The following is a 14,619-nucleotide window of genomic DNA, read 5'->3' as shown; positions in this document are numbered from 1 at the left end:
TCGCGCCTGGGTCATGGTAGACCGCCACGAATCGTCTACACGCTGTGGGTGGGTGGGACGCGCCGAGTTCGGCTCCTTCATTCACACGACACCAACCAGAGACGCGTCGTTACGCAGCGGGTGGGTAGGGTTTTCAGAGGAGCCGGTCGCGGAACTCCCCCGGCCGGAACGCCATTCCGTCCTGAAGAAGGACATCGGACGAGGGACAAGCCTGTGAGCAGCTCGGAGAACGACGCAGTACTGGACTGGAACGATCAGGACGGCAAGGCGGTCGACACCGTTCGACTTCTCGCCGCCGACGCCGTCCAGAAGTCGGGCAACGGTCACCCGGGCACCGCGATGAGCCTGGCCCCGCTGGCCTACCTGTTGTTCAACAAGGTGCTCAAGCACGACCCGACGGACCCCAACTGGACCGGTCGGGACCGTTTCGTGCTCAGCGCCGGGCACTCGAGCCTGACGCTGTACATCCAGCTCTTCCTGTCGGGTTACCCGCTGACGCTGGACGACCTGAAGTCGCTGCGCCAGTGGGGCAGCCAGACCCCGGGTCACCCGGAGCACGGCCACACGCCGGGCGTCGAGACCACCACCGGTCCGCTGGGCCAGGGTGTGGGCAACGCGGTCGGCATGGCGATGGCCGCCCGCCGCGAGCGCGGTCTGTTCGATCCGGACGCCCCGGCCGGTCAGAGCCCGTTCGACCACAACATCTGGGCGATCGCGTCCGACGGTGACCTGGAAGAGGGCATCAGCGGCGAGGCGTCGTCGATCGCCGGCACCCAGCAGCTGGGCAACCTGACGCTGGTCTGGGACGACAACCGGATCTCGATCGAAGACGACACGAACATCGCCTTCACCGAGGACGTCGCCAAGCGCTACGAGGCCTACGGCTGGCACGTCCAGACCGTCGACTGGGCCGCCGGCGACAAGTACCACGAGGACGTCGAGGCGCTCTGGAACGCACTCCAGGCGGCGAAGGCCGAGACCAGCCGCCCGTCGTTCATCCAGCTGCGCACGATCATCGGCTGGCCGGCGCCGAAGCTGCAGGGCACCGGCAAGGCGCACGGCGCCGCGCTGGGCGAGGAGGAGGTCGCCGCCACCAAGGAGATCCTCGGCTTCGACCCCGCGAAGTCGTTCGACGTGCCCGAGGCGGCGCTCGAGCGCGCCCGCGAGGTCGTGGCCCGGGGCCGCGCGAACCACGAAGCCTGGGACGCCGAGTTCGCGAAGTGGGCCGAGGCCAACCCGGAGCGCAAGGCGCTCTTCGACCGGATGGCCACCCGGAGCCTTCCGGAGGGCTGGGCCGACAAGCTCCCGTCGTTCCCGGCCGACGCCAAGGGCGTCGCCACCCGTAAGGCGTCCGGTGACGTGCTCACCGCGATCGCGCCGTCGCTGCCGGAGCTGTGGGGCGGTTCGGCCGACCTGGCCGAGTCCAACCTCACCACCCCGAAGGGCGAGCCGTCGTTCCTGCCGCCCGACCGGCAGACCAAGATGTTCAGCGGTGGCCCGTTCGGGCGCGTGCTCCACTTCGGTATCCGCGAGCACGCGATGGGCTCGATCCTCAACGGCATCGCGCTGCACGGCGGCACCCGCCCCTACGGCGGCACGTTCCTGGTCTTCAGCGACTACATGCGACCGGCGGTCCGGCTCGCGGCGCTGATGAAGCTGCCGACGATCTACGTGTGGACGCACGACTCGATCGGCCTCGGCGAGGACGGCCCGACGCACCAGCCGGTCGAGCACCTCACCGCGCTGCGCGCGATCCCCGGCCTCGACGTCGTCCGCCCGGCGGACGCCAACGAGACCGTCGTCGCGTGGAAGCAGGCGCTGGAGCACACCGACCGGCCGACCGCGCTGGCGCTGTCCCGGCAGAACCTGCCGACGTTCGACCGCGAGGGCGGCGAGTACGCGCCGGTCGAGAACGCCACGAAGGGCGCCTACGTGCTGGCCGAGGCCAGCGGTGGCACCCCGCACGTGATCCTGCTGGCCACCGGTTCCGAGGTGTCGATCGCGGACGAGGCCCGCAAGCGCCTGGAGGCCGAGGGCACCCCGACGCGGCTGGTGTCCGTGCCGTGCCTCGAGTGGTTCGAGGAGCAGGACGAGTCCTACCGCGAGTCCGTGGTGCCGCGGGGCGTCAAGGCCCGGGTCAGCGTCGAGGCCGGCATCGCGATGTCGTGGCGCGGTCTCATCGGCGACTGCGGTGAGTCGGTCTCGATCGAGCACTTCGGGGCCAGCGCGCCCTACACCGTGCTGTACGAGCAGTTCGGTTTCACCCCCGACCGCGTCGTCGCTGCCGCGCACGCCAGCCTCACCAGGGTCGGCGCCATCACCGGCAGCCCGACCGGTAACTGAAGGAAGGACGTCAACATGTCCGACGCACTCGCAGACCTGTCCGCCGCCGGCGTGGCGGTGTGGCTCGACGACATCTCCCGCCAGCGGCTGAACAGCGGAAACCTCGCTCAGCTCATCAAGGAGAAGCACGTCGTCGGTGTCACGAGCAACCCGACGATCTTCGCCAAGGCGCTCGAGGACATCGACACCTACGAGGAGACGCTGACCGACCTCAAGGCCCGGAAGGTCTCGGTCGACGAGGCCATCCGCATGGTCACCGCCACCGACATCCGTGACGGCGCGGACCTGCTGCGGCCGGTCTACGACGCCACCGACGGCGTCGACGGCCGGGTCTCGCTCGAGGTCGACCCGCGCCTGGCCAACGACACCACCGCGACGATCGCCGAGGCCAAGGCCCTCTGGTGGCTCGTCGACCGGCCGAACGTGCTGATCAAGATCCCGGCCACGAAGGCGGGTCTGCCGGCCATCACCGCCGCGCTCGCGGAGGGCATCAGCGTCAACGTCACGCTGATCTTCAGCCTCGAGCGCTACGGCGAGGTCATGGAGGCGTTCGTCGCCGGTGTCGAGAAGGCCAAGGAGAACGGCCACGACCTGACCAAGCTCGCCTCGGTCGCCTCGTTCTTCGTGTCGCGCGTCGACAGCGAGATCGACAAGCGCCTCGACAAGCTCGGCTCGGACGAGGCCAAGGCCCTGCGCGGCAAGGCCGCGATCGCGAACGCGCGCCTGGCCTACCGCGACTACGAGCAGGTCTTCTCCACCGACCGCTGGAAGGCGCTCGCCGACGCCGGCGCGAAGCCGCAGCGTCCGCTGTGGGCCTCCACCGGTGTGAAGGACCCGGCGTACGACGACACCCAGTACGTCGTCGAGCTGGTCGCCCCGGGCACCGTGAACACGATGCCGGAGGCCACGCTCAAGGCCGTCGACGACCACGGCGTGGTCCGCGGCGACACGATCACGCCCTACTACGCCGAGGCGCAGGCCACGCTCGACGCGCTGGCCGGTATCGGCATCGACTACGACGAGGTCGTCAACCTCCTCGAGTCCGAGGGCGTCAGCAAGTTCGAGCAGTCCTGGACCGAGCTGCTGGAGTCGGTCAAGAAGCAGCTCACCAAGGTCGATGCCTAGTTTCAGACGGCCCACCGCCGGTGGTGGGCCGACCTGCCCCGGTGCGCATTCGCGCACCGGGGCGGTGCGTGTCACCGGCGGCGCCGCCGCCGGCCAGGCCCAGCTTCTCGAGGCGGTGTGATGACCCAACCGGCCGCGGACGCTCCCGAGGCGTCCGCTACGACACCCGAGACCACTGACGCCGGGGCACCGCCGCCCGGCACCCCCGCCGAGGGCTCGTCGGCCACCGGCCCGAGCACCCCGTCGATCCCGCCGGGCCAGCTCACGGCCACACCCGGCGGACGCGCGGCGAACCCGCTGCGCGACCCGGCCGACCGGCGCCTCCCCCGCGTTCCCGAGCCCTGCGCACTGGTGATCTTCGGCGTCACCGGTGACCTGTCGCGCAAGAAGCTCATCCCGGCGATCTACGACCTCGCCAACCGCGACCTGCTGCCGCCCGGCTTCGTCGTCCTCGGGTTCGCCCGGCGCGACTGGGGCGACGGCGAGTTCGAAGAGGTCGCGCGCGAGTGGGCGAAGAACGGCGCGCGGACGCAGTGGCGCGAAGACGCCTGGGAGCGCTTGAGCGAGAACATCAAGTTCGTCGCCGGCTCGTTCGACGACGACGACGCGTTCGACCACCTGCACGCCACGCTCAAGGAACTCCACGACGAGCACGGCATCCTCGGCAACGCCGCGTTCTACCTGTCGATCCCGCCGACGCTGTTCCCGATGGTTCTCAACCAGATCGAGCGCACCAAGATGGCCGACACCACGACCGACGGCGGCTGGCGTCGCGTCGTCGTGGAGAAGCCGTTCGGTCACGACGTCGAATCGTCCAAAGAGCTCAACCGCCTGGTCGACAACGTCTTCTCCCCGGAGAACGTGTTCCGGATCGACCACTACCTGGGCAAGGAGACGGTCCAGAACCTGCTGGCGCTGCGCTTCGCCAACCAGCTGTTCGAGCCGATCTGGAACGCCCACTACGTCGACTCGGTGCAGATCACGATGGCCGAGGACGTCGGCATCGGCACCCGCGCCGGGTTCTACGACAAGACCGGCACGGCTCGTGACGTCATCCAGAACCACCTGCTCCAGCTGCTCGCGCTCGCCGCGATGGAGGAGCCGGTGAGCTTCACCGCGGATGCGATCCGCACCGAGAAGCTCAAGGTGCTGCACGCGACGAAGCCGCCGGCCGACATGGAGCACGACGCGATTCGCGGCCAGTACGAGCAGGGCTGGCTGGCCGGTCTGCGCGTCCCCGGGTACCTCCAGGAGAAGGACATCCCGGAGACATCCACGACCGAGACCTACGCGGCGATCAAGCTCGGCATCCACACCCGGCGCTGGGCGGGCGTGCCGTTCTACGTCCGGGCCGGCAAGCGGCTGCCGCGCCGGGTCACCGAGATCGCTGTGCTGTTCAAGAAGGCGCCGCACCTGCCGTTCGCGAACACCGACACCGAGGCGCTCGGCCGCAACCAGCTGGTCATCAAGGTCCAGCCGGACGAGGGCATGACGCTGAAGTTCGGCTCGAAGGTGCCCGGCTCGGCGATGGAGGTCCGCGACGTCGCGATGGACTTCCTGTACGGCGAGGCGTTCACCGAGTCCTCTCCGGAGGCCTACGAGCGGCTGATCCTCGACGTCCTGGTCGGCGACTCGACGCTGTTCCCGAACGCCGACGAGGTCGAGGCCAGCTGGGTCGTGATCGACGCGCTGGAGGAGTTCTGGGAGGGCAAGCAGCCCTTCAAGTACCGCGCCGGCGAGTGGGGACCGCGGGCCGCGGACGAGATGCTGGAGCGCGAAGGCCGGAACTGGAGGCGACCGTGACGACACTCTGGGACACCACCGGCACCGACGTGGTGAAGGCCCTTTCCGAGTCGCGCCGGGCAGCGGGGTTCGTCGCGAGCGGCGTCGCCCTGACGCTCGTCGTCGTGGCGAACGAGAAGCACGTGTCGGCCGCCGAGGAGGCGGCCACCGTGGCGGCCGCGGCGCACCCGTGCCGCCTGCTGATCGTCGTCCGGCGTCAGATCGAGGCCCCGATGCCCCGGCTGGACGCCGAGATCTCGGTGGGCGGGCGACTCGGCCCCGGCGAGGCCGTCGTGATGCGCATGTACGGCCGACTCGCGCTGCACGCGGAGTCGGTGACGCTGCCGCTGCTCGCGCCCGACGTCCCGGTCGTGACGTGGTGGCACGGCGAGCCGCCGGAGAAGATCGCGTACGACCCGCTCGGGGTCTTCGCCGACCGTCGGGTCACCGATTCCCGCGAGTCGGCCGACCCGATGGGCACGCTGCACCACCGGGCCGAGGACTACGCGCCCGGCGACACCGACCTGGGCTGGTCGCGCACCACGCCGTGGCGGACGCTGCTCGCCGGCGCGTTCGACACGGTCACCGGCCGCCCGAAGTCGGTCACGGTGGTCTCCGCGCCGAAGAACGTCACCGCGACGCTGCTCGTCGGCTGGCTGAAGGCCCGGCTGGGCCTGCCGGTCGACCTGCAGGAGACCGCGAAGCGCGGGATCGGCGAGGTGACGATCGAAATCGACGACGGGACGCGCATCCAGGTGACGCGTCAGGACAGCAACCACGCGGTCCTGCGCCGCACCGGGGTGCCCGACCGCATCCAGCCGCTCGCCCGCCGTTCGCTCGGTGAGCAGTTGGCCGAGGAGATCAAGCGGCTCGACCCGGACCAGCCCTACGGTGAGGCGCTCGGCGCGGCCACCGGGCTGACCGGGCTCAACCACCGCACGCCGTTCCGCTCGCACGTCTGGAAGGACCCCATGCCCACCGCTGCCCCGGCGAACTCATGACGGTCGGAGAACTCTCCGTCGTCGTCCACCAGGACGCCGAGGTGCTCGCGGCCGCGGCCGCGGCACGCCTGATGGTGCGGATCGTCGACGCGCAGAACGCCAGGGGCAGCGCGTCGATCGTCCTCACCGGAGGTGGCGTCGGCATCGGCACCCTGAAGGCGCTGAACGCGAGCCCGGCGCGCGACGCGATCGACTGGGACGCGCTCGACATCTGGTGGGGTGACGAGCGGTACGTGGCGCCCGGCGACCCGGAGCGCAACGAGGTGCAGGCGAACGAGGCGCTGCTCGACCACGTGCCGGTGAACCCGTCACGGGTGCACCGGATGCCGGCGGCGGCCGGGAACAGCCCCGAGGGTGCGGCCGAGCAGTACGCGGACGAGCTCTCCAAGGCCGCGCGTCCCGGGGCCGACCTTCCCCGGTTCGACGTGCTGATGCTCGGCGTCGGACCGGAGGGTCACGTCGCGTCGATCTTCCCGGAGTCGCCGGCGGCGTACGACGAAGGGCTGGTGTGCGCGGTGCGCAACTGCCCGAAGCCGCCGCCGACCCGCGTGTCGCTGACGTTCGGCACGATCACGTCGGCGGACGAGGTGTGGTTGCTCGCCGCGGGCGAGGGCAAGGCCGAGGCGGTCGGCCTGGCGCTGGCCGGTGCGGGCCGCGTGCAGATTCCCGCGGCAGGCGCACGCGGTGGCGTCCGCACGCTCTGGCTCCTGGACGAAGCCGCAGCCGTGAACGTGCCGAAGGAGCTCCGGCTCCGCCGCTCGTGAACGAGTGAGCCCCCGCCCATCGGGCGGGGGCTCACTCGGGAAGAACTACTCGCCGCGGCGAGCGCGGACCTTCGCGAGGGCCTCCTCGAGGATCGCCTCACCGTCCGCGTCGCTGCGCCGCTCCCGCACGTACGCCAGGTGCGTCTTGTACGGCTCGTTGCGGGGTGCGGCGGGAGGGGCCTCCCGGTTCTTACCGGCAGGCAGCCCGCAACGCGGACAGTCCCAGTGCTCCGGCTCCGCCGCCTCCTGAGCGAACGACACGCGGGTCATGTGCCCGTTCGCGCAGTAAAAGGGGATGTGACGACGGGGCGCTGATTCCCCGCGCTCCGCCTCACCCATCGGCCCCGCGCCGACGCGGGTACCTCGGATGGCATTTCCACCAGCCACGGTTACAGCGCTCCGTTCCTTCCCAGAGGGGGTGGGGTGGGTCGATCGCTGTGACAGGCCGACTCAGGCGCCGGCGGTCGTCTTCAGCAGCAACCCGAGCGTGATGATGCACGCGAGCCAGATCACGCCGGTAGCGATGGTGATCCGGTCAAGGTTCTTCTCCGCGATCGAGGAGCCGGAGAGGTTCGAGGAAACCCCGCCGCCGAACATGCTGGACAAGCCTCCACCCTTACCACGGTGGAGCAGGATCAGCAGAATCAGCGCCAAGCTCGTCAGGACGAGCACGGTCGACACGGCGATGGTCATTGCGGGTGGAGGTTCCTCTCGCTCTCGCGGGGGTCGTACACACAGGCCCGGTTCTCCGGAGTGCCGCGCTGGGGCCGCAGCACCACAGGCACAGGATAACTGCCACGGCGGCGGAGGAGAGCCATGGTTACCATCCACCCCGTTTTTCCTGGACGATGCAGCCGTTTTCGGGTTTTCACCACCCGATGGGATGAGTTCAGTGTGGTTGGGGCCGCGCCACCCCGCGCACCCGTGCCGGAGCGGCCTCCCGGGCCGGTGCCGTCAGCGACGCGGCGACCGCCGGATCCGCCGCCGGGATCAGCACCGTGACCTCCAGGCCTCCGCCGGGGCGAGCCACTGCCTGCACGGTTCCGCCGTGCGCACCGGCCACCGCGCGCACGATCGAGAGACCGAGGCCGGCCCCGCGTGTCCCGGTACGTTCCACGCCGCCGCGCCGGAACGGCTCGAACAGCCCGGGAACCTCGCGCTGGTCCAGTTCGGGCCCGTCGTTGGCCACCACCAACCACGCCTGCCGTCCGTCGCTGCCCGTCCGCACGTTCAGAACACCGTGGGTGACGTTGTAACGCACGGCGTTCTCGACCAGGTTGCCCGCCAGGCGCTCCAGGAGGCTGGGGTCGCCGATCACGACGGCCGGCGCGAAGTCCGTGCTGACCTGCAGTGAGAGCCGCTCGGACTCGGCGGCGACCGCGGCCAGCGTCGACGGGACACCGCGCGCCAGGTCGACCGGGATCTGCTTGGCCAGCCGACCGGCCTGGGCCTCCGTGCGGGCCAACAGCAGCAGTGCCTCGATCAGCTCGTTGGCCCGGCTCGACGCGTCCCGCACGACGGTGCCCATCCGACGCAGGTCGTCGACGGTCGCGTCGGGGTCGGCCATCGTCACGTCGATCTCGGTGCGCATGACCGCGAGTGGCGTCCGCAGCTCGTGGCTGGCGTTGGCGACGAACCGTTTCTGGCTGCCGAACGCGGCCGACAACCGGTCGAGCATGCCGTCGAACGTGTCGGCCAGCTCCTTGACCTCGTCGTCCGGGCCGGTGTGGTGCAGCCGGTGGTCGAGCGTCTCGGTGGACAGGCGCCGGGCGGTGCCGGTGACCTGGTGCAGCGGACGCAGGGCCCGGCCGGTGAGCAGGTGGCCGCCGACGACACCGGCGATGACGATCACCAGCAACGCCAGGAAGCCCTTCACCATCAGCTCGGTCGTCGTGGTGGACGCCATGCTCGCCTGCCACGCGGTGGCACTCTCGGTGTGCGTGCTGCCGTCCGCGTCCACCAGCGTGACGCTGGAGCCCGGCGCGAGCCGATCGGTGGACATCAGCTGGTCGCGGACCAGGAGCCAGGCGAGGACGAGCAGCAGCAGCCCGGCGCCGAACAACAGGACGCCGTTGAGGAGCGTGAGGCGCAGCCGGAGCGTCGGCCGCAGCCTCCCGGGTTTGCTCGGTGCCTGGCCGCCGTAGACGGTCATCTCGGTGTCACCCGATAGCCGGCACCGACCACGGTCTCGATCAGCGGCGGGTCACCCAGCTTCTTGCGCAGCGTCATCATCGTCACCCGCACGGTCGTGGTGAACGGGTCGGCATTGGCGTCCCAGACGCGTTCGAGCAGCTCCTCGCTGGAGATGACAGCGCCCCGGGCGGAGAGCAGCACCTCGAGGACCCCGAACTCCTTGCGGGTCAGGTCGACCGGGCGGCCGGCCCGGCTGACCACTCTGCGGGCCGGGTCGAGCTCGACGTCGCCGACGGTCAGCACCGGCGGCGCCGGGGGTGTGGCGCGACGCCCCAGGGCGCGCACCCGGGCGACGAGCTCCTCGAACGCGAACGGCTTCGCGAGGTAGTCGTCGGCGCCGATACCGAGGCCCTCGACGCGGTCGGCGACCGTGCCGCTGGCGGTGAGCATCAACACCCGGGTGAGCGACCCGGAGGCCGCGAGCTCCGTGCAGATCACGTCGCCGTGGACGCCCGGCAGGTCGCGGTCGAGCACGACGACGTCGTAGCGGGTGACGGTGGCCATCTCCTGGCCGTCGGTGCCGTTGTACGCGGTGTCGACGGCCATCCCCTCGCGACGCAGCCCACGGGCCACCGCGTCGGCCAGATTGCGCTCGTCCTCGATCACCAGCACCCGCACGTCCGTGCCCCTCACCGTCGTCCCGTACGCCAACGACGGTAAGCCGCTAAGTCACGTCGCGGTGGGCGGCCCGCCCAGAACGACGCCCTGGGCGGGCTCCAGGTTCAAACTTCAAGCCGGCGGCTTGAGGACGACGGTCGCGCCGGGCTCGCTCGCGGCCTGCAGCGTGCGCAGGTGCAGCAGCGCCGGGTGCTCCTCGAGCAGCCGGGCGGTGTTGGCCCGCGCGCGCAACGCCGCCGCCTCGCCGCGGGCGCGCTCGAGCTCGGCCCGGGCCCGCTCGGTGGCCAGCGCGGTCTCCGCGTACGCGCGGCGCAGCTCCGCGCCGAGCATGAGGTCCTTCACGTCCACCGCGTCGACGGTGACGCCGAGCTGCTCGGCGGCAGCGGCCACCGTCGCCGTCAGGCCGTCCCCCAGGGCCGCTCGGTCGCGCAGGGCGTCCCCGAGGGCCAATCCGGTCACCCGGTCGCGCAGCGCGGTCTGGACGGCCGCGTAGAGCATCTCCTGGGCGTCGGCCGCCGCGGCGTGGAACGTCGAGGGGTCGGCGACCCGCCACCGGACCGTGGCGCTCACCTTCACGGTGAGCCCGTCGGTGGTGAGCAGCTCCTGGCCGGGGACCGTCAGCAGCCGCGGCCGCAGGTCCACCGGGAACAGCTTCGTGCGACGCGACGAGTAGCGGTGCCGCCCCGGTCCCAGCACGGGCCCGGCCACGCCGTCCCGGTACGTGACCACTCGCTCGTACTCCATCACGGTGACTGTCGCCATCGTCGCCTCCTTACGTCGGTCGGTGACACAGACCTGCGGCCTCCGCCGCGGCGGTGGGGGCGTCCGCCACGGGGGCGAGCCCGCAGGACCGTCGCGCCGGACCTCGCGAGGAGGCCGGGCCGCAGGCCTGTGCCGGGATTGGGGACTAGCCCCTGCTGGGTGTGGTGAGCACCTGAAGTGGAGCGCCGACGCGCGGTACGAGGCCGGCGATGCCGGTTCGCCGCTGGCGTCTCCACCGTTGACGATAAGTTGCGCCAGCGGTGGGGGCAATTGATAACCCCTGGATCACGATCCTCGGCAGCCCCTCGCGGAATGCCGGAAACGTCCACGTTGGACACCCCTTGTCGCCGACCGTGCGCGAACCGGTGTCAGCCCGGTGTGGTATCGATCGCGGGTGCGCATGCTGTCGACTCCCCCACCACCGCCCCCATCGACCCCGACACCACTCGCGGGCCTCGATGCGGTCCCGTGGAACCGGCTGCACCACGCCTACGGTGCCGCCACGGACGTTCCAGGGCACCTGCGGTCGCTGCGGTCGAGCGACCCGGACGTCCGGCAGAACGCCTGCGCGGCGCTGCTCGGCACCGTCTACCACCACGGGACCCGATGGCAGGCGACCCGGTACGTGGTGCAGTTCGTCGTCGGGCTCGTGGAAGCGCGGGACACGCCCGACCGCGCGGTGCTGATCGGTCTGCTGCGCGCGCTGTCGGTCGGCGACCGCGAGGACGGGGAACTGCCGTTCTCCCCCGCCGACGCGTTCTCCGCCGCGCGGGGCGTCACGTCGGAGACCGAGCGCACGGTCCTCACCTGGCTCTACGACGAGGAGACCCGCCCCGACGAGGAGCAGCTGGCCGCCACCGACGCGGTGGCCGCGTACTGGGCGCAGGCGGCGTACGAGGCCGGTGCCCGCCACGGCTACCGGTACCTCAACTGGCTGTCGGACCCCGATCCGGCGGTCGCCGCGGGCGCCGCGGAGCTCCTGGTCTGGTTCCCCGAGACGCCCGGCATCGTGCCGTCCCTGCTGGCGGTCCCGGCCGACGACGCGCACGCGCTCGCCCGGTCGTCGGCGAACCTGAGTCTCGGGCACCTCGCCCGCAGCACCAACGGCGGGAACGTCGAGGTCGACTCGCGGCTCGTGGAGCTGCTGGGCGCGGCACACGTCACCGTGTCGCTGACGGCCGCCGTGGCGCTGGCCTACCGCCACGGCACCTCACTGCCGCCCGGCGCCCGCCAGGTGCTCGAGAACGCCCGCAATCACAAGGTGGGCCGCCGCGAGTGGGCCGACAGCTGGCCCTGGGACCGCCCCCCAGCCGCCTTCGCCGACCTAGCGCTCCGTCGAGCGGTCACCTCCTGAAGTCAGCATGTAAAATGCATGCATGACTCTTGCGCTCCAGATTCGCAACGTGCCGGAGGAAGTCCGGGACGCGCTCGTCGAGCAGGCGAGCGCCCGTGGTCAATCCCTTCAGGCATTCCTGCTCGACCTGGTTCGCGCCCAGGCTCGTCGATCCGCGAACACAGCAGTGCTGCAGCGGTTCCGCGATCGGGTCGACGGCAGCTCGGTGCTTCCCGGAGACACTGCGGCGATGGTCGCCGAGGAGCACGGCGGACGATGATCGTCATCGACGCGTCGGCGCTCGCGGACGCTTTGATGGACGACGGAGCGGTGGGCGATCGCGCCCGGAACCTACTGTCGTCCGACTCGGGCTGGGCCGCCCCGAGCCACCTGTTCGTCGAGGTGTTGTCCGTCCTCCGCAAGAAAGCGCGCACTGGTTCCCTGAGTCCGCAGCGTGCCGCCGACGTACTGGGCGCGCTCGGCGAAATCGCTGTCGAGGAAATTCCCACCATCGACCTCGTCGAGCGGATCTGGGAGCTCCGCGCGAACGTCAGCGCCTACGACGCCGCATACGTGGCTGCCGCCGAACGCCTCGGCTGCCCGCTGGTCACCGGCGACGGACGCCTGGCCAAAGCACCGGGCGTCCGCTGCGCCACTCTCGTCGTCGACTGAATCGGGAGTCAGCTGGTGAAAGAGTCCTCGGTGGGTTGCTCCGCCGAGGACGCCACCCACTCGGTGATTCGGCGGGCGACGTCCTGGGCGGTGAGGCCCAGGTCGGCGAGGATCTCCGAGCGCGAGCCGTGCGGGTGCCACTCGGCGGGCACGCCCAGGTCACGCACCGGCACCGACACGTCGGCGTCGGAGAGCGCCTGCACCAGCGCCGTCCCGATACCGCCGGCGCGGACGCCGTCCTCCAGCGACACCACCAGAGCCGCGTCCTTCGCGAGGTCCACGAGCGCGGCGGGAACCGGCCGCACCCACCGCGGGTCGACCACGGTGACGCGAATGCCGTGCTCGGCGGCCCGCGCGGCGACCTCGACCGCCGTGTGCGCGAACGCACCGACCGACACCAGCAGGACGTCGGGCTTCTTGCCGGCGTCCACCAGGACGTCGACACCGCCCACGCGGGAGACCGCCGGAAGGTCGACCGGCACCGCGCCGGTCGGGAACCGCACGACGGTCGGCCCGTCGGAGACCCCGACCGCCTCGCGGAACTCCTCGCGCAGCGTCGCCGCGTCACGCGGGGCCGCGACCCGGATGCCGGGCACGACACCCAGGATCGACAGGTCCCAGATGCCGTAGTGGCTCGGCCCGTCCGGCCCGGTGATCCCGGCCCGGTCCAGCACGAAGGTCACCGGCAGGCCGTGCATCGCGACGTCGAGCAGCGTCTGGTCGAACGCGCGGTTGAGGAACGTGGCGTAGACCGCGACGACCGGGTGCATGCCGCCCATCGCCAGGCCCGCGGCGGACGTCACCGCGTGCTGCTCGGCGATACCGACGTCGAATGCGCGCTCCGGATACGCGGAGGCCAGCTTGTCGATACCGGTGGGGATCGCCATCGCCGCGGTGATGCCGACCACGTCGGGCCGCTCGTCGGCGACCGCGACCAGCTCCTCGGCGAAGACTTTCGTCCACTTCAGCGCCGGCGCCGCGAGCAGCTTGCCGGTGGCCGGGTCGAACGCGCCGGGGCCGTGGAAGTTGTCGGCCTCGTCGGCCTCGGCCGGCGCGTACCCGAAGCCCTTGCGGGTGACCGTGTGCACGATCACCGGACCGCCGAACGACTTCGCCCGGCGCAGCGCCGACTCCAGCGCCTCCAGGTCGTGGCCGTCGACCGGCCCGACGTACTTGAGGCCGAGGTCCTCGAACATCCCCTGCGGGCTGATCGCGTCCTTCAAGCCCCGCTTGACGCCGTGCAGGGCGTCGTAGAGCGGCGCACCGACCAGCGGGGTGCGCGAGAGCGAGTCGCGGACCAGGTCGAGCACCCGCTCGTAGCCCGGGTTGAGGCGCAGCGTCGCGAGGTGGTTGGCGAGCCCGCCGATCGTCGGCGCGTACGACCGGCCGTTGTCGTTGACGACGATGACGACCTGCCGGTCCTTGCCGGCGGCGATGTTGTTGATCGCCTCCCAGCACATACCGCCGGTGAGCGCGCCGTCACCGACGACCGCGACCACCGCGCGCTTCTCCCCGCGCAGCGCGAACGCCTTGGCCAGGCCGTCGGCGTAGGAGAGCGCGGTGGAGGCGTGCGAGTTCTCGACCAGGTCGTGCGGCGACTCGGCCCGGCTCGGGTAGCCGGAGAGCCCGCCGCGCTGGCGGAGCTTCTCGAAGTCCTGCCGGCCGGTGAGCAGCTTGTGCACGTAGGCCTGGTGACCGGTGTCGAACAGGATCTTGTCGCTGGGCGAGTCGAACACCCGGTGCAGCGCCATCGTCAGCTCGACCGCGCCCAGGTTGGGGCCGAGGTGGCCACCGGTGCGCGACACCTTGGCCACGAGGAAGTCACGGATCTCGGTCGCGAGAGCGGGCAGCACCTCCGCGGGCAGGGCCCGCAGCTGCTCGGGTGACGAGATGGTTCCCAGAAGCTCGGCCTGGTCGGTCACGGTGGCGGCAACTCCTCGCGCTCGCGGGATGTGGGGGCCTGCTTGGGGAGCCGGCGAGGATTTCGAGTCTAGCCACGCCCTGCTCGCCCGCACCTCGAGGCCGG

14 protein-coding genes are annotated in these 14,619 nt (G+C 71.2%); 8 read left to right on the top strand and 6 right to left on the bottom strand.

What is annotated here, in order from left to right; all coding sequences use genetic code 11:
- Positions 1-213: 213 nt before the first annotated feature.
- The 5 genes from tkt (at position 214) to pgl (ending at position 7,015) form a co-directional block, all read left to right on the top strand.
- Complete coding sequence (tkt, locus tag ACGFY5_RS19355; RefSeq protein WP_392721516.1) at positions 214-2,343, top strand: transketolase; 2,130 nt, start codon at positions 214-216, stop codon at positions 2,341-2,343.
- 15 nt (positions 2,344-2,358) lie between these two features.
- The gene (gene tal, locus ACGFY5_RS19350) at positions 2,359-3,468 is read left to right on the top strand and encodes a transaldolase (RefSeq protein WP_392721515.1); all 1,110 of its coding nucleotides are present in this window, start codon (positions 2,359-2,361) and stop codon (positions 3,466-3,468) included.
- 120 nt (positions 3,469-3,588) lie between these two features.
- Positions 3,589-5,271: a glucose-6-phosphate dehydrogenase gene (gene zwf / locus ACGFY5_RS19345; RefSeq protein ID WP_392721514.1), complete on the top strand. Its 1,683-nt coding sequence runs from the start codon at positions 3,589-3,591 to the stop codon at positions 5,269-5,271.
- Entirely contained in the window at positions 5,268-6,251 is a 984-nt protein-coding gene (locus tag ACGFY5_RS19340; RefSeq protein WP_392721513.1) for a glucose-6-phosphate dehydrogenase assembly protein OpcA, read from the top strand. The genes zwf and ACGFY5_RS19340 overlap by 4 nt, the downstream gene beginning before the upstream one ends.
- Positions 6,248-7,015, top strand: a complete 768-nt coding sequence (pgl, locus tag ACGFY5_RS19335; protein WP_392721512.1) for a 6-phosphogluconolactonase — start codon at positions 6,248-6,250, stop codon at positions 7,013-7,015. The genes ACGFY5_RS19340 and pgl overlap by 4 nt, the downstream gene beginning before the upstream one ends.
- A gap of 45 nt (positions 7,016-7,060) precedes the next feature.
- Here the strand turns inward: pgl and ACGFY5_RS19330 are convergent, their stop codons facing one another.
- The 5 genes from ACGFY5_RS19330 to ACGFY5_RS19310 all read right to left on the bottom strand — a co-directional run bounded on the left by ACGFY5_RS19330 (position 7,061) and on the right by ACGFY5_RS19310 (position 10,588).
- The gene (locus ACGFY5_RS19330) at positions 7,061-7,402 is read right to left on the bottom strand and encodes an RNA polymerase-binding protein RbpA (RefSeq protein WP_392721510.1); all 342 of its coding nucleotides are present in this window, start codon (positions 7,400-7,402) and stop codon (positions 7,061-7,063) included.
- Between the two features lie 63 nt (positions 7,403-7,465).
- Positions 7,466-7,708, bottom strand: a complete 243-nt coding sequence (gene secG, locus ACGFY5_RS19325) for a preprotein translocase subunit SecG (RefSeq protein ID WP_392721508.1) — start codon at positions 7,706-7,708, stop codon at positions 7,466-7,468.
- A 196-nt stretch (positions 7,709-7,904) separates the two neighbouring features.
- Positions 7,905-9,167 carry an ATP-binding protein gene (locus ACGFY5_RS19320; protein WP_392721505.1) on the bottom strand — a complete coding sequence of 421 codons (1,263 nt, stop codon included), beginning with the start codon at positions 9,165-9,167 and terminating at the stop codon, positions 7,905-7,907.
- A complete protein-coding gene (locus tag ACGFY5_RS19315; RefSeq protein ID WP_392722549.1) occupies positions 9,164-9,826 on the bottom strand; it encodes a response regulator transcription factor in 663 nt (220 codons plus the stop codon). Before ACGFY5_RS19315 ends, ACGFY5_RS19320 begins: the two co-directional genes overlap by 4 nt.
- A gap of 111 nt (positions 9,827-9,937) precedes the next feature.
- Positions 9,938-10,588 carry a slipin family protein gene (locus tag ACGFY5_RS19310; RefSeq protein WP_392721503.1) on the bottom strand — a complete coding sequence of 217 codons (651 nt, stop codon included), beginning with the start codon at positions 10,586-10,588 and terminating at the stop codon, positions 9,938-9,940.
- Positions 10,589-10,982: 394 nt separating this feature from the next.
- Here ACGFY5_RS19310 and ACGFY5_RS19305 point away from each other — a divergent pair, with 394 nt between their 5' ends.
- From ACGFY5_RS19305 to ACGFY5_RS19295, 3 genes are read left to right on the top strand one after another with little or no spacing between them, the layout of a single operon-like run.
- Positions 10,983-11,942: a hypothetical protein gene (locus tag ACGFY5_RS19305; RefSeq protein ID WP_392721502.1), complete on the top strand. Its 960-nt coding sequence runs from the start codon at positions 10,983-10,985 to the stop codon at positions 11,940-11,942.
- Positions 11,943-11,964: 22 nt separating this feature from the next.
- The gene (locus ACGFY5_RS19300; RefSeq protein ID WP_392721501.1) at positions 11,965-12,201 is read left to right on the top strand and encodes a hypothetical protein; all 237 of its coding nucleotides are present in this window, start codon (positions 11,965-11,967) and stop codon (positions 12,199-12,201) included.
- On the top strand, positions 12,198-12,593 hold the full coding sequence (locus ACGFY5_RS19295; RefSeq protein ID WP_392721499.1) for a type II toxin-antitoxin system VapC family toxin: 396 nt from the start codon (positions 12,198-12,200) through the stop codon (positions 12,591-12,593). The genes ACGFY5_RS19300 and ACGFY5_RS19295 overlap by 4 nt, the downstream gene beginning before the upstream one ends.
- Before the next feature lie 8 nt (positions 12,594-12,601).
- Here ACGFY5_RS19295 and dxs read toward each other — a convergent pair whose 3' ends face one another.
- On the bottom strand, positions 12,602-14,494 hold the full coding sequence (dxs, locus tag ACGFY5_RS19290; RefSeq protein ID WP_392722546.1) for a 1-deoxy-D-xylulose-5-phosphate synthase: 1,893 nt from the start codon (positions 14,492-14,494) through the stop codon (positions 12,602-12,604).
- Positions 14,495-14,619 lie beyond the last annotated feature (125 nt).

The sequence above is a fragment of the Cryptosporangium sp. NPDC048952 genome (assembly GCF_043197895.1).
Taxonomy (GTDB): domain Bacteria; phylum Actinomycetota; class Actinomycetes; order Mycobacteriales; family Cryptosporangiaceae; genus Cryptosporangium.
This window is presented reverse-complemented; position numbering and strand designations above follow the sequence as displayed.